Origin of the sequence: Methylobacterium sp. WL1, assembly GCF_008000895.1 — a bacterium.
Classification (GTDB): Bacteria; Pseudomonadota; Alphaproteobacteria; order Rhizobiales; family Beijerinckiaceae; genus Methylobacterium.
Genome location: NZ_CP042823.1, coordinates 1,199,050 through 1,219,936, shown reverse-complemented (window position 1 = coordinate 1,219,936; position 20,887 = coordinate 1,199,050). Strand labels below are relative to the sequence as shown.

Below are 20,887 nucleotides of genomic sequence, written 5' to 3'. Positions count from 1 at the left end.
GCGATTGATGGGAGAGGTGCGATCCATGCGCCGGAGTTAGCGCGCGGCCCGCGCCGTGCGGATGCGACCCATTCCCCGGACCGCCCGGGCGGGGGACGTGTTCGAAACGCGACCGCAAACGTTGCATCTCGGCGCCAGAACCATCAAACACACCCCAGATTTTCGGACCGTTCGGTGTGCCGCCCCAGGGCGAGGCGCGCCGAAGAGTCGGCCGTTCGACGCCGTCCGTGATCGTCCAAACAACAGGAACACGTGATGAAGACGCGCGCCGCGGTCGCGTGGGAAGCCAAGAAGCCTCTCACCATCGAGACCATCGACATCGAAGGGCCCAAGGCCGGCGAGGTTCTCGTCGAGCTGATGGCCACCGGCATCTGCCACACCGACGCCTACACCCTCTCGGGACTCGATTCCGAGGGCAAGTTCCCGGCGATCCTCGGCCACGAGGGCGCGGGCATCGTTCGCGAGGTCGGCGCCGGCGTGACCACGCTGAAGCCCGGCGACCACGTCATCCCGCTCTACACGCCGGAATGCCGCAACTGTAAGTCCTGCCTCTCGCAGCGCACCAACCTGTGCACCGCGATCCGGGCGACCCAGGGCCAGGGCGTCATGCCGGACGGCACCAGCCGCTTCTCCTGCGTCTCCACCGGCGGCAATCCCGACGGGTCGAACACCGTGTTCCACTACATGGGCTGCTCGACCTTCTCGAACTTCACGGTCCTGCCGGCCATCGCGCTCGCCAAGATCCGCGAAGACGCCCCCTTCGACAAGATCTGCTACATCGGCTGCGGCGTGACCACGGGCATCGGCGCGGTGATCTACACCGCCAAGGTCTGGCCCGGCGCCAACGTGGTGGTGTTCGGCCTCGGCGGCATCGGCCTCAACGTGCTGCAGGCCGCCCGGATGGTCGGTGCCGACAAGATCATCGGCGTCGACATCAACCCGGAGAAGCAGGCCATGGCCCGCAAGTTCGGGATGACCCACTTCATCAACCCGAACGAGGTCGGCACCGACAAGGTGGTCCAGGCCATCGTCGATCTCACGGGCGGCGGCGCCGACTTCTCCTTCGATTGCACCGGCAACGTCCACGTGATGCGCCAGGCCCTCGAATGCTGCCATCGCGGCTGGGGCGAGTCGATCGTCATCGGCGTGGCGGAGGCCGGCCGCGAGATCTCGACCCGCCCGTTCCAGCTCGTCACCGGCCGGGTCTGGCGGGGCTCGGCGTTCGGCGGCGCCCGCGGTCGCACCGACGTGCCGAAGATCGTCGACTGGTACATGGAGGGTAAGATCAACATCGACGATCTGATCACCCACACCATGCCGTTGGACGAGATCAACCACGGCTTCGACCTCATGCACGAAGGCAAGTCGATCCGCTCCGTCGTCGTCTACTGAGGAAGACCGATCCGGGGCTCCCCGCCTGCAAGGCCGGGGAGCCCCGCGCACGTCCTCGCATTCTCGAAGACCCGGGCCCGCGATCCAGCCCCCGAGCGGGGCTCCCGCCTCCCGAGCAGGAGATCACAGCTGATGGAAACCGTCTCGAAGGCCCGCGCCCACGGCGGCACGCAGGGCGTCTACAAGCACGACGCGCAGACCACGGAATGCCCGATGACCTTCGCGGTGTTCGTGCCGCCCCAGGCCGAAAAGGGCCCGGTCCCGGTGCTGTGGTACCTGTCCGGGCTCACCTGCACGCACGCCAACGTCATGGACAAGGGCGAGTACCGCGCCGCTGCCGCGGAGCACGGCGTGATCATCGTGGCCCCCGACACCAGTCCGCGCGGCCCCGGCATCCCGGACGAGGAGGGCAACTGGCAGTTCGGCTCCGGCGCCGGGTTCTATCTGGACGCCACGCAGGCGCCCTATGACAAGAACTACAGGATGTGGAGCTACGTGACGGAGGAGCTGCCGGCCCTCATCGCGAAGGAGTTCCCCGCCGACATGACCCGCCAGGGCATCTTCGGCCATTCCATGGGCGGCCACGGCGCGCTCACCATCGCGTTGACCTACCCGGAGCGCTTCAAGTCCTGCTCCGCCTTCGCGCCGATCGCCCAGCCCGCGACGGCCGGTTGGTCGAAGCCGGCCTTCGAGAAGTATCTCGGGTCCGACACGGCCGCCTGGCGTGCCCACGACGCCACCGCGCTGATCGAGGACGGCAAGCGCTTCCCCGAGTTCCTGGTCGATCAGGGCACCGCCGACAGCTTCCTCCAGGACGGCCTGCGCCCCTGGCTGCTGGAGGAGGCCTGCAAGAAGGCCGGGATCGCACTGACCCTCAACATGCGCGAGGGCTACGACCACTCCTACTTCTTCATCTCGACCTTCATGGCCGACCACATCGCCTGGGCCGCCGCGCGCCTGAAGTAACATCGCGTCGGCGCCCCGCGCCGAGCACGACCACGCCGCCGGGCGCGTCCCGGCGGCGTGAAACCTCGGCTCCGCGCGGATGCGCGCAGCCCCTAATCGATGACCTCGACGATGCGCCGCGTCCGCGGCTCGACCAGCACGGGGTGATCGTTGACGATGGTGTAGTTGTAGTTCGGCAGCGCGAATTCGGCCGGCACGTCGTAATAGACCACACCGTCCTCCGGCAGGACGGTTCCGACCCGCACCGGCCCCGCGTAGGCGAAGGAGGGCCGCTGCTCGCCGATCGCGTAGATGCGGAAGCGGTCCCGCCGGTCGATCCCGAGGATGCTGTTGGCCGTGCCGACGGCGGCACCGATCGCGCCGCCGACCACGGCGCCGAGCGGGCCCGCGATGGCCTCGCCGCGCTCCCGACCGTCCTGCGCGCCGCGCGCCAGGCCTTGCGCGTGAGCCGGCGTCACGAAGCCGAGCATCAGCACGATCGGCAGGGAGATCCAGTGTCGCATGAGATCCTCGTCAAGCAGTGGAAACGGTAGCGACGGTCAGCGGCACCACGGGGCAGCCCCGCACCATCGGATCGGAGCCCGGTCGATGGATCCCGTCGTGACGGGATCGGAGGATGACGGCGCCGCGACCGACCGCTCCGCGGGGCGGTTGGCCTTCACCAGCATCACGGCCGAAAAACAGCAGAGTGCGAGGGCCGCGATCCAGAGGACGCCCCTCGCCGTTCGGATCGTTCGCTTGGACATGCGCGCGAGGGTGGGCGGCTTCGGTTAGCGAACCGTTTCACGCCCCGGCGCGCCCCTGATGCGCGCCGTCGAGATCCTGCCCAAGGGGGGGGTGTTCGCCCCGCTCGGGCGACCGGGCCCCCTCAGGCGCAGTAGGATTGCCCGTCGAGGCCGTGCGGCCGGCCGGCGGCGAGCAGCGTCTCCCAGACGGGCTCGGGAAGCGGCACGCCCTCGGCGAGGCGTTCCGCCTTCATGCGGCGCTCGGGCTCCCCGGGCAGCAGCACCGCGCCACCCGGCGCCGGCTGGGCGGAGGCGAAGAAATCGAGATAGCTGCGCGCCTCGGCCGCGATCGCGTCGTCCGAGCCGAAAGCGCTCGGCGTCATGTAGAGCGAGAGCATGCCGTTGCAGACCCGGCGCTTGCCCGGCCCCGCCGTACCGGAGCCGGTGAGCGCGCCGGCCAGGAGCTCGCACATCAGCGACAGGCCCGAGCCCTTGTGCTCGCCGAAGGCCCGAATCGCGCCCGTGCCCTTCTGATTGTCGCGGTCCGGCCCGTCGAGCGGGCCGAACAAGGTGGTCGGGTCGGCGCTGAGGCGGCCATCCGGCTCGATCAGCACGCCCTCGGGCAGGGGCTTGCCCCCCTGCGAGGCCACCAGGACCTTGCCCTCGGCGACCGCCGAGGTCGCGAAGTCGAGGACGATCGGGTCGCGCCCCGGAAGCGGAAAGGCGGCCGCGACGGGGTTTGTGGAGAAGCGTCGCTCCACCGAGCCGAACGGCGCGACGAGCAGGCTGCCGGCGACGTTGACGAAATGCACCGAGATCAGGCCCGCGGCGGCGGCACGCTCGGCCCATTCGCCGATCCGCCCGAGATGCCCGGCATGCCGCAGGGCGATGACCGAGACGCCGTGCTCACCGGCCTTGGCGATGCCGAGATCGGTGGCGAACGGGCCGGCGGTCTGGCCGAAGCCGTAATGGGCGTCCACCAGCGCGAAGGCACCCCCGTCGATCAGCACATCGGGGCTGCGGTCGGCCACGAGTTCGCCGTCGCGCAGCCACGCGACGTAGCGCGGCACCCGGATGACCCCGTGGCTGTCGTGGCCGGTGAGGTTGGCGGCCACGAGGAACTGGCCGATCCGCCCCGCTTCCGCCTCCGAGCAGCCCTCCCGAACGAAGATGTCCCGCACGAAGGCGGTCAGTCCGGCGGCGTCGATCCGCATGATGGTCTATCTCCCGTCGTCGCGCCTCGTCGGGCGCGTTCGGGTAACGATCCTAGGCTTTCTTAACCCGTAAGGCGACCGGTTCGGGTGACGCGGGATAGACAATGAAGCGTTCCGCATTGCCCAATACAATCAACGTCGGGCACAAGAACCGGCGGCGGGACGGGAATGCCGATGAAGACGACGCGTCGCGTTTTCTTGACGGGTGCCGCTTGCGCGGCTGCGAGCGGCCTCGCCCCGGGGGTGATCCGATCGAGTCACGCGCAGGGCGCCGGCGCGACGATCCGGATCGGCATGGTGCTGCCGGTCACGGGCCCCGGCGCGGATGCGGGGCGCTTCGCTCTCAACGGCGCCAAGATCGCCCTGGAGGCGGTCAACAAGGCCGGCGGCGTGCTCGGCAAGCCGCTGGAGATCGTCACCGAGGACGACCAGACCACCAATCCCGGCGCCGTGCTGGCCTTCTCCAAGCTGGCCTCGCAGCCCGATCTCGTCGGCTTCCTGGGCTCGGTCCGCTCCACGCAGAACCACGCGATGGCGCCGGACATCCTCAAGACCGGCAAGCCGATGTGCTTCGGCGGCACCGACCCGGTGCTGACGCAGCTCGGCAACCCGTGGATGTTCCGCTTCCGGCCCAACGACAGCTTCTCGGCCCGGGTGATCGCCGAGCACGGCGTCAACGGCCTCGGCAAGAAGAAGTGGGCGATCATCCACTCCACCGACGCCTTCGGCACGAGCGGCGCCAAGGCGCTGACCGAGAGCCTGGGTAAGGTCGGCGCCACGGTCGTGCTCGACCAGGGCTACGCCAACCAGGGCCAGGACTTCACCCCCGTGGTGCTGGCGATCCGGCAGGCCGGGGCCGACGTGATCGGCTCGTACTTCACCTTCGAGAACGACCTCGGCATCTTCGCCCGCCAGCTCCGCCAGCTCGGCGTCACCGCCCCCTGGGTCGGCTCGCCCTCGATCACCAACGTCACGGCGCTGAAGCTCGCCGGGCCCTCGCTCTACGGGACCTACGGCGTGGCCGACTACGCGGAGGAATCGAGCGACGCGGCCCGGGCCTACGGCAAGGCCTACCGCGCCGCGACCAAGATCGCCCCCGACAACCAATCCTCCTGGACCTTCGACGCGGTGACGGTCCTGGCGCTGGCGATCAACAAGGCGGGCAAGACCGACCCGCAGGCGATCCGCGAGGCGCTGCTGGCGGTGCGGGGCCACGCGGGCGCCGAGGGCACCTACAACTTCGACAAGAACGGCGACGGCCTGCACGGCTACAACGTCGTGCGCAACGACAAGGGCACGATCACGTTCGACCGGCGCATCGACTTCTATCAGGGCTGAACACGTCGTCGCGGACGGGGCACGGGCGCGCACATGGACCTGATCCTCCAGCTCCTCTTCACCGGAATCGGCATCGGCTCGGTCTACGCCCTCGTGGCCCTGGGCTTCGTGCTGATCTTCCGCGCCACGAACGTCGTGAACTTCGCGCAGGGCGAGTTCTCGATGGTCGCGGCCTTCCTGATGGTGGTGTTCGCCGTCGATCTCGAGTGGCCGTACTGGCTCTCGGTGCTGCTCACCATCGGCGGGATGGCTCTGCTCGGCGCCCTGTTCAACCTCGGCGTCTACTATCCCCTGCGCCACCGCACCTACCTGCCGGTGATCATCTCGACCATCGGCGCCTCGATCTTCCTGGCCAACACCACGCTCGCCCTCTACGGACCGCAGCCGCAGGTCCTGCCGCCGGTGTTCGAGACGCAGGGCTTCCTGCTCGGCCCGGTCTTCCTCGACAGCCAGTACCTGCTGATCATCGCGGTGACCGCGGCGCTCGTGGCGTTCCAGTACTGGTTCTTCGAGCACACCCTGGTCGGCAAGAAGCTCCAGGCGACCTCCCAGGACAAGGAGATGGCGGCGCTCCTCGGCATCCCGGTCGCCGGCATGATCATGCTCACCTTCGTCTACAGCGCCGTGCTCGGCGGCATCGCCGGCATCCTCGTGGCACCGGTTCTGTTCGTGTCGATCCAGATGGGCGCGACCATCGCGCTGAAGGCCTTCGCCGCGACGATCATCGGCGGGTTCGGCGACGTGACCGGCGCGATCATCGGCGGGCTGGCGCTCGGCATCATCGAGACCTTCGGAGCGGCCTACGTCTCGGTGCCGTACAAGGACGCCTTCGCCTTCATCGTCCTCGTGGCCTTCCTGGTCGTGCGCCCGCAGGGGCTGTTCGGCGAGCGTGTGGCGGAGAAAGCATGAGCGCCGATCCGACGACGGCCAACCCGACCCTCTCGGGGACCGCCCCCCGGCCCTCCCGGCCGATGCCGCTCGGCAGCCTCGCCTATGCGGGTTTCGCCGCAGCCGCCGTGGCGCTCGCCGCGACCACGCCGCTCAGCGGCTACGTCCTCAACATCCTGATGCAGGCCGCGACCTACGCGATCGCGGTGATCGGGCTCACCGTCGTGCTCGGGCTGTGCGGCCAGATCAACCTGGCCCAGGCCGCCTTCTTCGGGATCGGCGCCTACGCGGTCGGCCTCGGCACGGTCGATCACGGCCTGAATTTCTGGCTGTGCCTGCCGATCGGGCTCGCGCTGGCGGTCGTGCTCGGGGCGGTGCTCGGCGCCTCGACGCTGCGGCTCGGTGGCCACTACCTCGCCATGGTGACGATCTCGTTCCAGCAGATCCTCACCCTGGTCCTGACCAACTGGATCCCGGTCACCCACGGCCCGGACGGGGTGCCGAACATCCGCCGCCCGGCCCTGTTCGCGGATGGACAGAGCTACCTCGCGCTGTGCGTCCTGGTCCTGGCGGTGGTCGGCTGGCTGGTCTGGCACCTGCCGCGGACCCGGCTCGGGCGCGCCATGCGGGCGGTGCGCGACAACGAACTGGCCGCGGGCGTCAGCGGGATCGACGTCTACCGCACCAAGGTCGCGGCCTTCGCCATCGGGGCGTTGCTGGCGGGCCTGGGCGGCGGCCTGTTTGCCGGCAGCTTCACGTATATCAGCCCGGACCAGTTCTCCTTCGCCGAGTCCATCGTCTTCCTGACCATGGCGCTGCTGGGCGGCGTCGGTTCGCCGGTGGGCGCGGTGATCGGCACGGGCCTGCTGATTCTGATCCCGGAATGGCTGCGCTTCCTCAAGGAGATCCCGGGCCTGTACCTGGCGATCTACGGGCTCGCGGTGATCCTGATCGTCGTGTTCATGCCCGACGGCATCTGGGGATTTCTGGGCGATCAGGTCCGGCGGCTGCGGCCTGCCAAGCCTGCGCCTGCGCCCGCCCCGGAGCTGACCCTGAGCCAGGAGCGCGACGCCTCGGCGACGCTGCTGACCGTGTCAGGCCTGTCCAAGCATTTCGGTGGCCTCAAGGCCGTGGACGCGATCGATTTCACCGTCACCCGCGGCGGCATCCACGCGCTGATCGGCCCGAACGGCTCGGGCAAGACCACGACGCTCAACGTCCTGTCCGGTCTCTACACGCCGACCGGCGGCAGCATGCGCCTCCAGGACCGGGACATCACCCGGTTTCCCCCGCACCGGCGCGCCGCGGTCGGGATCGGGCGCACGTTCCAGAACATCCGCCTGTTCCGTTCGATGAGCGCCCTGGAGAATGTGGTGATCGGCGCCGAGCGCCCGAACAACCCCCTTGGCGCAAGCGACCGGCCGGCGCTGGAGGCCCGGGCGCGCGCGGCCCTGGCCTTCGTCGGGCTGGAGGCGCGGGCGCAGGAGCCGATCTCGGGCTTCTCCTACGGGCACCAGCGCCTGATCGAGATCGCCCGGGCGCTCGCCGGCAACCCGACGCTGCTGCTCCTCGACGAGCCGGCCGCCGGGCTCAATTCCAGCGAGAAGAACGCCCTGACGGTGCTGCTGCGCCGGATGGCGGCCAAGGGCCTGACCATCCTGATCATCGACCACGACATGACCCTGGTCAGCGACGTGGCGAGCCACGTCACCGTCCTGAACTTCGGTCGGCGCATCGCGGACGGGGTCACCGCCTCCGTGCTGCGCGAACCCGCCGTGATCGAGGCCTATCTCGGGGAGGACGCCGCGACCGGGCCGGGCGCGGGGCTCCAGACCGCGTTGAAGACCGATCTCTCGCCGGCCTGAGCAGGATGAGCACCGCCGTGTCGAACCCGGTCCTGGAGATCCGCGACCTCACCGTCCGCTACGGCGAGATCGAGGCCGTGCGCGGGCTCTCGTTCGTGGTCGGCACGGGCGAGGTCGTGACCCTGCTCGGCTCCAACGGGGCCGGCAAGTCGACCACCCTCAAGGCGATCTCCGGCTTGGTGAAGCCGGCGGGCGGCAGCATCCTGCTCGACGGGCAGCCGCTCCACGGCCTGAAGCCCGAAGCGATCGTGCGCCTCGGCGTCGCCCACGTGCCCGAGGGGCGCCGGGTCTTCCCGGGGCTCACGGTGCGCGAGAACATCATGCTCGGCGCCTCGAACCAGTCCGGCGTCCCGAAACGCGCCTTGCGCGACGAGGTCGAGGCGATGTTCGAGCTGTTCCCCGACATCCGGCGCTTCGGCGACGCGCTCGGCTGGACCCTCTCGGGCGGCCAGCTCCAGATGGTGGCGCTCGCCCGCGGCCTGATGGCCAAGCCGCGCCTCCTGCTGCTGGACGAGCCCTCGCTCGGCCTCGCCCCGGTGATCGTCCAGGCGGTGTTCGCGATCATCGCGGAGGTGCGGCGCCGCGGCACGACGGTGCTGCTGGTCGAGCAGAACGCCCGCATGGGCCTGTCGGTGGCCGACCGCGGCTACGTGCTGGAGACGGGCCGCCTCGTCCTCGAAGGCGATCCGCAGGCGCTCTGGGCCAACGACGACATCCGCGCCGCGTATCTCGGCGGCCGCGCCGCGGCGGGCAGCGCCGCCTGACGCCGCAGCCCGGAACCGCCCGGACCGCGCCCGGTTTCACCGTCACAATCCCGAAGGCGCGGTGAGGCCTCTCGTGCGTGATCGCAAATCGGCCTCCCGGCGCCGCCTGCTGCAAGCCGGAGGCGCAGCCGTGACGAGCGCGATGCTCGGGATGCAAAGTGCCTCGGGCGCCGAGGCCGACCCCACGCGGCCGGCCGAGACTTCGGCGGGCCGCCGCGCGAAGAGTCTCGATACCGATTACTTCAAGGGCATGTACGCCACGGAGTCGGATCCGTGGCGCTTCGCCACGAGCCCTTACGAGCGCGACAAGTATGCGGCGACGCTCGCGGCCCTGCCGCGGGCCCGCTACGCATCCGGCCTCGAAGTCGGCTGCTCGATCGGCGTGTTCACGCATCAGCTCTGCCCCCGGTGCGACGCGCTGATCGGGCTCGACGTGGTCCCCTCCGTCCTGGACGACGCACGGGCGCGCTGCGCCGATTGCCCGAACGTGCGCTTCCAGCTCGCGGCCGTTCCGGGCGCATGGCCGGACGGGCGGTTCGACCTGATCCTGATCTCCGAGGTCGCCTATTATCTCGACCGCGCAGACCTCGCCCGGCTGGTCGCGCGGGTGGAGGGCTCGGTGCTCCCCGAAGCGGACATCGTGCTGGTCCACTGGCTCGGCGTCACCCATTACCCGCTCTCCGGCGACGAGGCGGCGGAAGGCTTCATCGCGGGCGCCCAAGGTTTTGCGCGGGTCCTGAAGCAGTCGCGAACCGCCGAGTATCGGCTCGACGTGCTGCGGGCGTTCAAGCCCGCTCCCTGAAGACCGTGATCGCGCGCGGCCCCGGGCCGGGTGCCGTCCGGGCAGGCGGCGCCGGCCTCACCGCGGCGGCGCCATGCGCGCCGTCTTCCGCTCCCGCGCCGTCGCGATGCCGTACAGGAGGAAGCCGGCCAGCATCAGCGCGAGGCCCGCGAGGGACTGGAGCGGCCGGACGGTCACGAGGTGGACCAGCATGAACAGCGTGACCGACAGGAAGATCATCGGGGTGACCGGGTAGCCCCAGGCCCGGAACGGCCGCGGCAGGTCGGGCCGGGCGATCCGGAGCTTGATCAGCCCGATCACGGTCAGGAACGAACACAGGATCAGGCTGAACTGGATGAAGTCGAGCACCGCCTCGAAGCTCTGGGTGAACAGCAGGATGGTGGCGACGCAGGCCTGAAGGAGAAGCGCGGCGCCCGGCACCCCGCGCCGCGTGCGCCGGGCGAACAGGCGCAGCAGCGTCACGTCCTCGCCCATCGCGACGGTGACGCGCGGGCCGATCCACATCATCGCGCCGATCGTCGGGATCAGCCCGGCGCAGATCAGCCCACCCACGACGCGGCCGCCCACATCGCCGAAGACGTGACGGCCGGCGATCACCGCGACCTCGACCTGGCCGGCGAGTTCGGCGGCGGGCGTCGTGTAGAGGAACACCGCGTTCAGCGCGATGGAGAGCGCGACGACGAGGCCGGTCCCGAGGAACAGCGCCCGCGGCAGGCTGCGCGGCGGGTCGGCGAGCTCGCCGACGATGTAGGTCGCGGCGTTCCAGCCCGAATAGGCGTACATCACGAAGACGAGGCTGATCGCGAAGCTGGCGCTGACGACCTGCGCCGGATCGAACGAAGCGGGCGAGAAGCCGATCGCCGCACCGCCCCCTCGCGCGAAACCCGCCCCGATGAAGGCGATGATCAGCGCCAGCTTCAGCAGCGTGAACCCGATCTGGAACGCGCTGCTGTGGCGCGTGCCCCGCAGGTGGACGAGCGAGACGATCCAGATCGCCGCGAGGCCGAGCAGGAGCGGCGGCGCCCCGGGCAGCACCGCCTTGCCGTACTGGCCGAGCGCCATGGCGGCGAGCGCCACCGGCGCGGCGAAGCCGACGGTGCCCGAGAGCCACCCGGCCATGAACCCGACCGCCGGGCTATATATCTGCGTGAGGAGGTTGTACTCGCCGCTGGAGCGGGGAAACATCGTGGCGAGTTCGGCGTAGCAGAGCGCCCCGCACAGCGCGACCACGCCGCCGACGAACCACAGCAGCAGCAGCGTGAAGCCGGACGGGATGTCGGCGACCTGGAAGCCGAGGCTGGTGAAGACGCCGATGCCGATCATGTCGGCCACGACGATGGCCGTCGCCGCCAGCGTGGAGACGGTCGGGGCAGCTGCTGCAGCGCCGGATCGGTCGGTCATGACGTCGGCCCGTCGTGGCCAGCCGCCGGGACGGGATTCCTCGGCGGGTGCCCGGACCGCGTCGGCACGGCTGCGCCATCACCGTGCTAGCCGCGTTGCACATCGCGGTCACGCGGATGCAGGCCCCGAAGGTGCCGAGGCGTCCGTTTGCCGCGCGCAGGCTTCGCGTTCAGCGCAGCCGGTCCTGATGTTCGGTGCAGCGCTGCCGACGGAAGGACTGGAAATTCAAGTCTCGCATCGTATGGACTTGCGGAAGCGGTCTCGGTCGGTGCTGCCGGCGCACATCATGAGCAAGGCCGGCCGCTGCCGGAACGATCCCCCGCCGCCGACGCGCGGCCCTCGCCCACGGATATGACGCTATGAGCGACACCCAGGACCGGACCGCGCTGGTGACGGGGGCGGCCCGCGGCATCAGGCTCGCCGCCGCGAGCCGGTTCCTCGCGGACGGGTGGCGTGTCGCCCTCCTCGACATCGACGGCCCGGCCGTGGCCGCCGCCGCCGCCGGGCTCGACCGGCCCGAGGCGGTGCTGGCGGTCACCGCGGACGTCTCCGATCCGCAGGCGGTCGCCGGCGCGATGCGGCAGGTTGCCGACCGGTTCGGGCGGCTCGACGCGCTGGTCAACAACGCCGGCATCGCGATCTTTAAGCCGCTGATGGAGACCACGTTCGACGATTGGTCGCGGGTGCTCGCCGTGAACCTGTCGGGGCCGTTCCTGTGCACGCAGGCGGCCGTCCCGCTGCTTTCCGAGCGCGGCGGCGCGATCGTGAACATCACCTCGATCTCGGGCCTGCGCGCCTCGACGCTGCGGACCGCCTACGGCACCAGCAAGGCGGCGTTGGCCCAGCTCACCAAGCAGCAGGCCGTCGAGCTGGCGCAGTTCGGGATCCGGGTGAACGCGGTCGCCCCCGGGCCGGTGGACACCGCGATGGCCAAGGCGGTTCACAGCCCGGAGATCCGCGCCGACTATCACGATGCCGTCCCGTTGGGGCGCTACGGCCTCGAGTCGGAACTCGCGGAGGCGATCGTGTTCCTCTGCTCCGAACGGGCCTCCTTCGTCACGGGCCAGCAGCTCGCCGTCGATGGCGGCTTCGAGGCGACCGGCATCGGCCTGAAGACCCTGCGCGGCGAACGGGGGGACTGAGTGGCACCCCCAGCCCTCGCGTCGCGGCGGCGATGGCGGCCGCGACGCGAGGGTCGGGCCGGCTTGGTGACCCACGGGACGTTCATCGGCCTGCGCCCGGCAACGCCCCGGCCCGCGTGAGGACCCCGTCTGTCGCAACGCATCGACTTCGGATAAAATCTACACGCATTCCGAGGTGCCGATGCCTGATCCCAATCCCAATCCTCCGTCACGTCCCACCGATCGCCTGCGCCACAAGACCGTTTCGGCCGCGGTCACGGAATCGCTTCGTCAGCGCATCCTGAACGGTGAGTTCGCGCCCGGGATCCAGCTGCGCCAGGATGCGCTGGCGGAGGAGTTCGGCATCAGCCGCATCCCGGTTCGGGAGGCGCTGCTGCAGCTGGAGGCTCAAGGGCTGGTCAGGATCGTGCCGCATCGCGGGGCGCTCGTGACCGGCCTGACCGTCGAGGAAGTGGAAGACATCTTCCGCCTGCGCGAGCAGCTCGAACCGCCGCTGCTGGCGCTCTCCGCACGCCGCTTCGGGGCGGCGGATTATCGGAGGCTGCGCGGCCTCACCGACGAGTACGGCGCGGCGCTCGAGGCTGGCCAGGTCGACCGATGGGGCGAGCTGAACCGAAGCTTCCACCTCGATCTGCTCCGTTACGCCGATCGCCCCCGCTCGCTCAGCATCGTCTCCGCCCTGCTGCAGGATTGCGATCGCCCGACGCGGCTGCAGCTGTCCGCCTCCGGGGACACCGCGCGTGCCGATCACGAGCACACGCAGATCGTGGCGCTCTGCGAGGTGGGCCGCATCTCCGAGGCGGCCGAACTCTTGCAAGCGCACATCGCGCACGCCGCCGTATCGCTGGTGGCGATCTACCGGAACGCCCCGGCCGGGTAAGCCCGCTGATTGTGCAGCTGTCGTCGCAGAGGACGCTTGACGCATCTGAAGATTTTATACAATCTACAGAAACGGAGCCGGTGGGGGTGTCGTGGCTGAGCACGCGTTGGTGACAGAGGGGCTGACCAAGGCGTTCGGCGGTTTCACGGCCGTCCGGGACGTCGACTTTTCGGTCCGCCGTCACGCCATCCACGCGCTCATCGGCCCCAACGGCGCCGGCAAGACCACGTTCTTCAACCTGCTGACCAAGGTCCACACGCCGACCGGCGGACGCATCCTCTACGAAGGGGCCGACATCACGCACGAGAGTTCGGCGGCGATCGCCCGGCGGGGAATCGTGCGCTCGTTCCAGATCTCGGCGACTTTCCCGCACATGAGCGTGCGTGACAATGTCCGTGTCGCGCTCCAGCGGCGATTGGGGACGCAATATTGGTTCTGGCGCTCGATCCGATCGTTGTCCGTGCTCGACGACGAGGCCATGGTGCTTCTGTCCGAGGTCGGCCTTGCGGATTACGCCGACACGAACGCCGCCGATCTTTCCTACGGGCGCAAGCGCACCCTCGAGATCGCCACGACGCTTGCCCTCGATCCGCCCCTCCTTCTCCTCGACGAGCCGACCCAGGGCATGGCCCTCGACGATGTCGACCGGATCAAGCGGCTGATCCGGCGGATCGCCGTGGGTCGCACCATTCTGATGGTCGAGCACAACATGTCGGTGGTGGCGGACCTCTGCGACGCGATCACCGTGCTCCAGCGCGGCGAGATCCTCGCCCAGGGCAGCTACGCCGAGGTCTCCAACGATCCCGGCGTTAAGGCGGCCTATCTCGGAGGCGGACATGCCTGAGACGGACTTGCCCGAGACGGACTCGCCCGAGACGGACTTGCCCAAAAAGGACTTGCCCAAAAAGGACTTGCCTGAGCCCGCCATCGCCCTGCAGATCCGCGGGCTCGAAGCCTGGTACGGCGAGAGCCACGTCCTGCACGGGATCGACCTCACGGTGCGCGAGGGCGAGTGCGTGACCCTGCTCGGCCGCAACGGTGCCGGGCGCAGCACCACGCTCAAGGCCATCCTGGGCCTGACCGACCGGCGCGCCGGCTCGGTGCGGGTGCGCGGGCAGGAGACGATCCGGCTCAGCACGCACCGGATCGCCCGGCTCGGCCTCGGCTACTGCCCGGAGGAGCGCGGCATCTATCGCTCGCTCACGACCCAGGAGAACCTGACCCTCCTGCCCCGCCTCGGCCCCGACGGGATGTCGGTGGCCGAAGTGCTGACGCTGTTTCCGAACCTGGCCGAGCGGGCCGACAGCGGCGGCGGCCGCCTCTCGGGCGGCGAGCAGCAGATGCTGGCGCTCGGCCGCATCCTGACCACGGGCGCCCGCATCCTGCTGCTGGACGAGATCACCGAGGGCCTCGCCCCGGTCATCGTCGAGGCGCTCGGCCGGGCGGTGGCCCTGCTCAAGAGCCGCGGCTTCACCATCGTGCTGGTCGAGCAGAACTTCCACTTCGCCCGGCACCTCGCCGACCGCCACTACGTGATCGAGCACGGACGGGTCGCGGCCGAGATCCCGGCCGACGCGGTGGCGGCACGGGAGGCCGAGGTCGGGCGCCTGCTCGGCCTCTGAGTCTCATCCCGAAAGGCGGCTGCCGGCTTTCGGGACACGACGATGCACAGACAACGCTCCGGCAGGGGCAAGTATTCGGGACGAACAGGAGGCGGGAACATGCGGTCACGGTTCATCGGTTACGTGCTCGGCGCGTCGCTCGCGTCGGCCCCCCTGTCGATCCCCCTGCCGGCGCTCGCCGCCGAGGCGATCAGCGACGGCGTCGTCAAGATCGGCATCCTCAACGACCTGTCGGGCATCTATTCCGACTTCACCGGGCGCGGCTCGGCCGTGGCGGCGCAGATCGCCATCGACGAGATGGGCGGCAAAGTGCTGAACGCCCCCATCGAACTCATCGCGGCCGACCACCAGAACAAGCCCGACATCGCCGCCAACCTCGCCCGGGAATGGTTCGACCAGGGCAAGGTCGACATGATCGCCGACTTCCCGACCTCCTCGACGGCGCTTGCCGTGATGGAGATCGCCAAGCAGAAGAACCGGGTGACGATGCTCTCGGCCGGGGTCGCCATGGCGGCGATCAACGAGAAATGCTCGCCGCTCAACGCGCAGTGGATGGTGAACACCTACGCGCTCGCGGCCGGCACCGCCAAGGCGCTGCTGAAGACCGGCCGCAAGACCTGGTACTTCGTCACCGCCGACTACACCTTCGGCCATTCCCTCGAGAAGGACGCCTCCGCGGTGGTCGAGGCCGAGGGCGGCAAGGTGCTGGGCGTGTCGCGCCATCCCTTCCCGGGCGGCGACTTCTCCTCCTTCATGCTGAAGGCGCAAGGCAGTGGCGCCCAGGTGATCGCGCTGGCCAATGCCGGCAGCGACACGATCAACGCCGTCAAGCAGGCCGCCGAGTACGGCATCGGGCGCGGCGACAAGCAGGTGATCGCCCCGCTGCTCACCTACATTACCGACGTTAAGAGCCTCGGCCTGGCCAAGGCCCAGGACATGTACCTTACCGAAGCCTTCTACTGGGACTACGACGACCGCTCGCGCGCCTTCGCGGAGAAGTACTTCGCCAAGATGAAGCGCATGCCGAGCGCGTCGCAGGCGGCGGTCTACTCGGCCGCGCTCAGCTACCTGAAGGCGATCGAGGCGGCGGGCACCGACGAGGCCGGCGCCGTGATGGCCAAGCTGCGCACCATGACCATCGACGACGCGGTGATCCGCAACGGCACGCTGCGCGCCGACGGCGCCCTCGTTCACGACATGCTGCTCCTGCAGGTGAAGAAGCCGGCGGAATCCAAGCGCGACTGGGACTTCTACAACGTCCGGGCGGTCCTGAAGGGCGACGACGTGTTCCCGAAGCCCTCGGATGCCTGCCCGCTCAACGCCAAGGGCTGAGGCCGTCCCCACGCTCCGCGCGGACGGTCTCCGTGCGGTCCCCGCCCCTCGCAGCCGCCGGTGACCCCCCGATGGACATCACCCTCCAGGCCTTCATGGCCCAGCTCACCATCGGCCTCATCGGCGGTTGCTTCTACGCCCTCCTGAGCATGGGGCTGGCGATCATCTTCGGGCTGCTCAACATCATCAACTTCACCCATGGGGCGCAGTTCATGATGGCCGCGTTCCTGGCCTGGATCGGGCTGACCCAGATCGGGCCCTGGCTCGGCTATCCCGACTTCCAGATCAGCTTCTGGGTCGCGCTGGTGCTGGCCCCGCTCTGCGTCGCCCTGTTCGGCATGGTCATCGAACGCACGCTGCTGCGCCGGCTCTACCATCTCGACCACCTCTACGGCCTGCTCCTGACCTTCGGGGTGGCGCTGGTGATGGAGGGGGGCTTCCGATACGTGTTCGGCGTCTCCGGCCAGGGCTACGAGCCGCCGGAGATCCTGCAGGGGCCGGTCGATGTCGGCTTCATGCTGCTGCCGAAGTACCGCGTCTTCGTGGTCGTGGCCTCGCTGCTGATCTGCGTCTTCACCTGGTTCCTGTTCGAGCGGACCAAGCTCGGCGCCTACCTCCGCGCCGGGACCGAGAACCCGCGCCTGCTCCAGGCCTTCGGCATCAACGTGCCGGTGATGATCACCCTGACCTACGGGTTCGGCGTGGCGCTGGCCGGCATCGCCGGGGTGCTGGCCGCGCCGATCATGCAGGTGACGCCGCTCATGGGCGGCAACCTGCTCAACATCGTCTTCGCCGTGGTGGTGATCGGCGGCCTCGGCTCGATCCTCGGCGCGATGATGACCGGGCTCGCCCTCGGGCTGATCGAGGGGCTGACCAAGGTGGTCTACCCGGAGGCCTCGACCGTGGTGGTCTTCGTCATCATGGCGCTGGCCCTGCTGGTACGCCCGGCCGGCCTGTTCGGCCGCGAAGTCTGAGGGGAGCCGATGTCGAACACCTTCAAGATTGTCCTGGTCCTGGTCGCGCTCACCCTGGTCGTCCCCTTCGTGCCGGGGCTGATCTACCCGGTCTTCGTGATGAAGGTGATGTGCTACGGGCTGTTCGCCTGCGCCTTCAACCTGCTCCTGGGCTTCACCGGGCTCGTGTCCTTCGCGCACGCCGCCTTCCTGGGCAGCGCCGGCTACGTCACCGGCGCCCTGATGATCCGCTTCGGCAACCACCCGCTGGGGATGCCGGCGGCCTTCGTGGCGGGCGTCGCCGCGGCGGCTCTGGTCGGCTTCGCCATCGGTGGCCTCGCGATCCGGCGGCGGGGCATCTACTTCGCGATGATCACCCTGGCGCTCTCGCAGATCGTCTATTTCCTGGCGGTGCAGATCCGCTGGACCGGCGGCGAGGACGGGCTCCAGGGCATCCCGCGCGGCAGCCTGTTCGGGCTCGACCTCACCTCCGACACGGTGATGTACTACGTGACGCTGGCGCTGTTTGCGGCGGGCTTCCTGTTCGTGGACCGCGTGGTCCACTCGCCCTTCGGCCAGATCCTGCAGGCGGTGCGGGACAACGAGGCGCGGGCGACGTCGCTCGGCTACGACACCGACCGCTTCAAGCTTCTGGCCTTCGTGATCTCGGCGGCGGTCGCCGGCTATGCCGGGGCGATGAAGGCGCTGGTGTTCCAGCTCGTCTCCCTCAACGACGTTTCGCTGCACACCTCGACCGAGGTGGTGCTGATGACCCTGCTCGGGGGCGTCGGCACGATCTTCGGGCCGCTGCTCGGGGCCGGGCTGGTGGTCGGGCTGCAGAACTACCTCGCGACCATCGGCGACCTCGTGACCGTGGTGATCGGCCTGATCTTCATCGTCTGCGTCTCGTTCTTCCGGCGCGGCGTGGTCGGCGAGCTTCTGCACCTGCGCCGCCGCCGGGCCGAGCGGATCAAGAGGCGTCCGGTCCTCATCGCCACCCACGAGACAGCCCCGGCCGCCGAGGCGGTCTGAGGCACCCCCTGCCCCGATGGGCAGGCCGATTTCGCCGCCGCGCCGTGTGAGGCGTGGGCGAAGCCATGGCCGCGCGAGCCGAGTGCGGTGCTGTTCAACCCGTTGATCGAAAAGGAAATTCGACCATGTGGACCGGTGTCATTCCCGCCGTCACGACCAAGTTCAAGTCCGACGGCAGCCTCGACCATGCCGAGATGGAGCGCTGCTTCGGCCTCCAGATGGACGCCGGATGCGACGGCATCATCGTGTGCGGCTCGCTCGGCGAAGGGCCCATGCTGTCCCAGGACGAGCGCATCGGCGTGCTCAAGCGGGCCCAGTCGGTCACCAAGGGCAAGCCGACCCTGCTGACCGTGTCCGAGGCGGGCACCCGCGAGGCCTGCGACCTCGCCGCCAAGGCGGCCAAGGCCGGCGCCAGCGGCCTGATGGTGGTACCGAGCCCGATCTACCACACCGATCCGGCCGAGACGGTCGAGACCCTGCGGGCCGTCGCGGCCGCGGGCGACCTGCCGGTGATGATCTATTCCAACCGCGTTGCCTACCGGGTCGACGTCACGCCCGAGATCATGGAGGACTTGGCCGCGGATCCGCGCTTCGTGGCCATCAAGGAATCCTCCGACGACATCCGCCGCACCACCGAGATCATCAACCGGCTGGGCGACCGCTACGCCGTCCTGACCGGCGTCGACAACCTCGCCCTGGAAGCGCTCGCGGTCGGCGCCTGCGGCTGGGTCGCCGGCCTCGTCTGCGCGTTCCCGTCGGAGACGGTCGCGATCTACCGGCTGATGCAGGCGGGGCGCACCCAGGAGGCGCTGGCGATCTACCGCTGGTTCCGGCCGCTCCTCGACCTCGATGTCTCGACCTACCTGGTCCAGAACATCAAGCTCGCCGAGTGCCTCGCGATCAACTCGACCGAGCACGTGCGCGGTCCGCGCAAGCCCCTGTCCGGAGCGCGGCGGGCCGAGGTCGAGGCGATTGTGCGCAAGGCGATCGAGAGCCGCCCCGCCCTGCCCGCAACGGCCTGATCGCGGGCGGCGGGACCCGGGTTTGGCTCAGCGGCCGATCCCGGTCCCGCCGCCGATCGGGGCGACCGCGTTCGGCCCGGTGTTGGGAGCCGGCGTCGCGGCCTGATTCCGCTGGATGTCCATCCGCAGCGTGTTGCCCTGCGTCGTCTGCTCCTGGCGCAGCGACCGCAGCTGGTTGTTGTTTTCCATCGACTGGTTCGCGGCGTTGGGATTGTTCTGCTGCACCTGAGCCAGGACGTGGGTCGCGAGAAGCGGCGACAGGCAGAGGCCGGCGAGGAGGATGGCGCGCATGGTCAGCTCTGGAGTTCGATGGGGTCACCGAGTCGACGCGCGCGCCGGCCGCCAAGTTCCGCCGATCTCAGACCGTCTGGCCGGCGTCGCCTTCGGGGAACCGCTCAGCAGCCGATGCAGACCCGCGGATCCCATTTCGGCAGCGGCTTCAGCGGTGGCAGCACCCTCTGCAACGGGGCCGACGTGGTCACGCTCTGCTGGGGAAGCACGACCACGGTGGTCCGCTCGTCTGGAGCGGCGACCACGATATCCTGAGCCGGCTCACCCGCGTCGGGACGGGCGATACTGCCGGTCAGATCGCGATCGACCGCCCGGGCGGAGCCGAGGCTGAGCGAGACGGCGAGGCCGGCGGCGACGAGGCGGATGACGGTCACGGGAAACTCCGCCGGCACAACGGGATGCGGGCGGCGGGGTTCAATCGCCCGTCCCGGTTTGCCGGGCGGTGTATCGCGTTCCGATCCCGGCGTCCGCCGTGACGGCGCCGCGCGTCGTGTCAGGATCGTCGCGGGCGTACCGATGAGGCCGGCAGGATCGTCGCGCGCCAGCGGTTGTCGTCCTGGGGCACCCACGGCCGCTCGACCGGGTGTTCGGGCAGCCGGTACTCGACCTGGATCGGCCCGACCGGTAACCCGCCCGCCAGCGCGAGTGTCCGCGGCGGCGGGCGTTTCGCCAGCCGGACCGGATGCGCTCCTGCCGCGAGCCGGCGCCGGTCGTGCCGATGAAGCCGGGCGTAGCGCTTGCGCATCTGGGCAAGTCGTAGTTGCGCAACGCGCATCTTGGCGCGCCGCAATTGGGCGAGCCGCACCTTCGCCCGCGGCCGCCGCGCGGCCGTCGCGAGGCGGGTCGGGCGCTGCGCCAGCTCGACCAGGCTCGGCTTGTCGTAGCTGACCGGCGCGACGCGGTTGGCCACCGTAATGCAGCCGGTGCAGATCGAGCCTGAAAGCTGCTGCCACGTCTGTTGCTGTCGCTCCGCGATGAGCGCGCTGCGATCGACCGCCGGGCGGGGTTGTTCCGCGCTTCGGCCAGCGGGAACGGCCGCAACGATCGACGGCGACAGGACGGCGAAAGCAGCAAGCGCCGCCATCAGGGAATGTGCAACGCTCTTCATGACCCATCTCGGCGGCTGTCCGGAGCCGCCAAGCTTCTCGTTGCCGCGTGGGCGCCGCCGAGCAAACCGTTTTCTTGAAGAGTCGGTATTCAATACGCAGGCAGCGAACCCGGTCTTGGACCGGCCGTGCCGACGATGCTTCCGTCCGGA

21 protein-coding genes are annotated in these 20,887 nt (G+C 69.6%); 15 read left to right on the top strand and 6 right to left on the bottom strand.

Going from position 1 to position 20,887, the window contains the following annotated elements; genetic code table 11:
• Positions 1–255: 255 nt before the first annotated feature.
• Positions 256–1,392 (top strand): S-(hydroxymethyl)glutathione dehydrogenase/class III alcohol dehydrogenase, encoded by a 1,137-nt coding sequence (locus FVA80_RS06250; protein WP_147907261.1) that lies wholly within the window; start codon positions 256–258, stop codon positions 1,390–1,392.
• 132 nt (positions 1,393–1,524) lie between these two features.
• Positions 1,525–2,358: an S-formylglutathione hydrolase gene (gene fghA, locus FVA80_RS06245; protein WP_147907260.1), complete on the top strand. Its 834-nt coding sequence runs from the start codon at positions 1,525–1,527 to the stop codon at positions 2,356–2,358.
• A gap of 92 nt (positions 2,359–2,450) precedes the next feature.
• Here the strand turns inward: fghA and FVA80_RS06240 are convergent, their stop codons facing one another.
• On the bottom strand, positions 2,451–2,861 hold the full coding sequence (locus FVA80_RS06240; RefSeq protein WP_147907259.1) for a DUF1236 domain-containing protein: 411 nt from the start codon (positions 2,859–2,861) through the stop codon (positions 2,451–2,453).
• Positions 2,862–3,226: 365 nt separating this feature from the next.
• Entirely contained in the window at positions 3,227–4,297 is a 1,071-nt protein-coding gene (locus FVA80_RS06235; RefSeq protein WP_147907258.1) for a malate/lactate/ureidoglycolate dehydrogenase, read from the bottom strand.
• A gap of 174 nt (positions 4,298–4,471) precedes the next feature.
• Between FVA80_RS06235 and FVA80_RS06230 the strand changes: the two genes are divergently transcribed.
• From FVA80_RS06230 to FVA80_RS06210, 5 genes are all read left to right on the top strand, one after another.
• Entirely contained in the window at positions 4,472–5,635 is a 1,164-nt protein-coding gene (locus FVA80_RS06230) for an ABC transporter substrate-binding protein (protein ID WP_147907257.1), read from the top strand.
• A gap of 33 nt (positions 5,636–5,668) precedes the next feature.
• A complete protein-coding gene (locus FVA80_RS06225; RefSeq protein ID WP_007562633.1) occupies positions 5,669–6,544 on the top strand; it encodes a branched-chain amino acid ABC transporter permease in 876 nt (291 codons plus the stop codon).
• Positions 6,541–8,388: a branched-chain amino acid ABC transporter ATP-binding protein/permease gene (locus FVA80_RS06220; protein ID WP_147907256.1), complete on the top strand. Its 1,848-nt coding sequence runs from the start codon at positions 6,541–6,543 to the stop codon at positions 8,386–8,388. The genes FVA80_RS06225 and FVA80_RS06220 overlap by 4 nt, the downstream gene beginning before the upstream one ends.
• Positions 8,389–8,393: 5 nt before the next feature.
• On the top strand, positions 8,394–9,152 hold the full coding sequence (locus FVA80_RS06215; RefSeq protein ID WP_147907255.1) for an ABC transporter ATP-binding protein: 759 nt from the start codon (positions 8,394–8,396) through the stop codon (positions 9,150–9,152).
• 151 nt (positions 9,153–9,303) lie between these two features.
• Positions 9,304–9,954: an SAM-dependent methyltransferase gene (locus FVA80_RS06210; RefSeq protein WP_147907281.1), complete on the top strand. Its 651-nt coding sequence runs from the start codon at positions 9,304–9,306 to the stop codon at positions 9,952–9,954.
• Positions 9,955–10,011: 57 nt separating this feature from the next.
• On the opposite strand, the gene FVA80_RS06205 is transcribed toward FVA80_RS06210, so the two are convergent.
• Complete coding sequence (locus FVA80_RS06205) at positions 10,012–11,355, bottom strand: amino acid permease (RefSeq protein ID WP_147907254.1); 1,344 nt, start codon at positions 11,353–11,355, stop codon at positions 10,012–10,014.
• A 359-nt stretch (positions 11,356–11,714) separates the two neighbouring features.
• On the opposite strand from FVA80_RS06205, the gene FVA80_RS06200 reads away from it, so the two are divergent.
• The 8 genes from FVA80_RS06200 (at position 11,715) to FVA80_RS06165 (ending at position 19,338) form a co-directional block, all read left to right on the top strand.
• A complete protein-coding gene (locus FVA80_RS06200) occupies positions 11,715–12,497 on the top strand; it encodes an SDR family oxidoreductase (protein WP_147957793.1) in 783 nt (260 codons plus the stop codon).
• Positions 12,498–12,678: 181 nt separating this feature from the next.
• On the top strand, positions 12,679–13,377 hold the full coding sequence (locus FVA80_RS06195) for a GntR family transcriptional regulator (protein ID WP_147907252.1): 699 nt from the start codon (positions 12,679–12,681) through the stop codon (positions 13,375–13,377).
• Between the two features lie 91 nt (positions 13,378–13,468).
• Entirely contained in the window at positions 13,469–14,221 is a 753-nt protein-coding gene (locus FVA80_RS06190) for an ABC transporter ATP-binding protein (protein ID WP_147907251.1), read from the top strand.
• Positions 14,222–14,288: 67 nt separating this feature from the next.
• The gene (locus FVA80_RS06185) at positions 14,289–14,999 is read left to right on the top strand and encodes an ABC transporter ATP-binding protein (protein ID WP_147907280.1); all 711 of its coding nucleotides are present in this window, start codon (positions 14,289–14,291) and stop codon (positions 14,997–14,999) included.
• 99 nt (positions 15,000–15,098) lie between these two features.
• Positions 15,099–16,331 carry an ABC transporter substrate-binding protein gene (locus FVA80_RS06180; protein ID WP_147907250.1) on the top strand — a complete coding sequence of 411 codons (1,233 nt, stop codon included), beginning with the start codon at positions 15,099–15,101 and terminating at the stop codon, positions 16,329–16,331.
• Positions 16,332–16,402: 71 nt separating this feature from the next.
• Positions 16,403–17,305 carry a branched-chain amino acid ABC transporter permease gene (locus tag FVA80_RS06175; RefSeq protein ID WP_147907249.1) on the top strand — a complete coding sequence of 301 codons (903 nt, stop codon included), beginning with the start codon at positions 16,403–16,405 and terminating at the stop codon, positions 17,303–17,305.
• Between the two features lie 9 nt (positions 17,306–17,314).
• Complete coding sequence (locus FVA80_RS06170) at positions 17,315–18,316, top strand: branched-chain amino acid ABC transporter permease (RefSeq protein WP_147907248.1); 1,002 nt, start codon at positions 17,315–17,317, stop codon at positions 18,314–18,316.
• A gap of 125 nt (positions 18,317–18,441) precedes the next feature.
• Complete coding sequence (locus tag FVA80_RS06165) at positions 18,442–19,338, top strand: dihydrodipicolinate synthase family protein (RefSeq protein WP_147907247.1); 897 nt, start codon at positions 18,442–18,444, stop codon at positions 19,336–19,338.
• Between the two features lie 27 nt (positions 19,339–19,365).
• Here the strand turns inward: FVA80_RS06165 and FVA80_RS06160 are convergent, their stop codons facing one another.
• The 3 genes from FVA80_RS06160 to FVA80_RS06150 form a co-directional block, all read right to left on the bottom strand.
• Complete coding sequence (locus tag FVA80_RS06160; RefSeq protein ID WP_147907246.1) at positions 19,366–19,629, bottom strand: hypothetical protein; 264 nt, start codon at positions 19,627–19,629, stop codon at positions 19,366–19,368.
• A gap of 104 nt (positions 19,630–19,733) precedes the next feature.
• Positions 19,734–20,003 carry a hypothetical protein gene (locus tag FVA80_RS06155; protein WP_147907245.1) on the bottom strand — a complete coding sequence of 90 codons (270 nt, stop codon included), beginning with the start codon at positions 20,001–20,003 and terminating at the stop codon, positions 19,734–19,736.
• A 119-nt stretch (positions 20,004–20,122) separates the two neighbouring features.
• Positions 20,123–20,737 carry a hypothetical protein gene (locus FVA80_RS06150; RefSeq protein ID WP_147907244.1) on the bottom strand — a complete coding sequence of 205 codons (615 nt, stop codon included), beginning with the start codon at positions 20,735–20,737 and terminating at the stop codon, positions 20,123–20,125.
• Positions 20,738–20,887 lie beyond the last annotated feature (150 nt).

Coding starts and splice junctions, on each gene's coding strand:
- FVA80_RS06210 (WP_147907281.1), top strand. CDS start 9,304: ATGCAAAGTGCCTCGGGCGCCGAGGCCGACCCCACGCGGCCGGCCGAG.
- FVA80_RS06230 (WP_147907257.1), top strand. CDS start 4,472: ATGAAGACGACGCGTCGCGTTTTCTTGACGGGTGCCGCTTGCGCGGCT.
- FVA80_RS06160 (WP_147907246.1), bottom strand. CDS start 19,629: ATGCGCGCCATCCTCCTCGCCGGCCTCTGCCTGTCGCCGCTTCTCGCG.
- FVA80_RS06250 (WP_147907261.1), top strand. CDS start 256: ATGAAGACGCGCGCCGCGGTCGCGTGGGAAGCCAAGAAGCCTCTCACC.
- FVA80_RS06150 (WP_147907244.1), bottom strand. CDS start 20,737: ATGAAGAGCGTTGCACATTCCCTGATGGCGGCGCTTGCTGCTTTCGCC.
- FVA80_RS06205 (WP_147907254.1), bottom strand. CDS start 11,355: ATGACCGACCGATCCGGCGCTGCAGCAGCTGCCCCGACCGTCTCCACG.
- fghA (WP_147907260.1), top strand. CDS start 1,525: ATGGAAACCGTCTCGAAGGCCCGCGCCCACGGCGGCACGCAGGGCGTC.
- FVA80_RS06240 (WP_147907259.1), bottom strand. CDS start 2,861: ATGCGACACTGGATCTCCCTGCCGATCGTGCTGATGCTCGGCTTCGTG.
- FVA80_RS06220 (WP_147907256.1), top strand. CDS start 6,541: ATGAGCGCCGATCCGACGACGGCCAACCCGACCCTCTCGGGGACCGCC.
- FVA80_RS06215 (WP_147907255.1), top strand. CDS start 8,394: ATGAGCACCGCCGTGTCGAACCCGGTCCTGGAGATCCGCGACCTCACC.
- FVA80_RS06225 (WP_007562633.1), top strand. CDS start 5,669: ATGGACCTGATCCTCCAGCTCCTCTTCACCGGAATCGGCATCGGCTCG.
- FVA80_RS06235 (WP_147907258.1), bottom strand. CDS start 4,297: ATGCGGATCGACGCCGCCGGACTGACCGCCTTCGTGCGGGACATCTTC.
- FVA80_RS06200 (WP_147957793.1), top strand. CDS start 11,715: ATGAGCGACACCCAGGACCGGACCGCGCTGGTGACGGGGGCGGCCCGC.
- FVA80_RS06170 (WP_147907248.1), top strand. CDS start 17,315: ATGTCGAACACCTTCAAGATTGTCCTGGTCCTGGTCGCGCTCACCCTG.
- FVA80_RS06195 (WP_147907252.1), top strand. CDS start 12,679: ATGCCTGATCCCAATCCCAATCCTCCGTCACGTCCCACCGATCGCCTG.
- FVA80_RS06165 (WP_147907247.1), top strand. CDS start 18,442: ATGTGGACCGGTGTCATTCCCGCCGTCACGACCAAGTTCAAGTCCGAC.
- FVA80_RS06175 (WP_147907249.1), top strand. CDS start 16,403: ATGGACATCACCCTCCAGGCCTTCATGGCCCAGCTCACCATCGGCCTC.
- FVA80_RS06180 (WP_147907250.1), top strand. CDS start 15,099: ATGCGGTCACGGTTCATCGGTTACGTGCTCGGCGCGTCGCTCGCGTCG.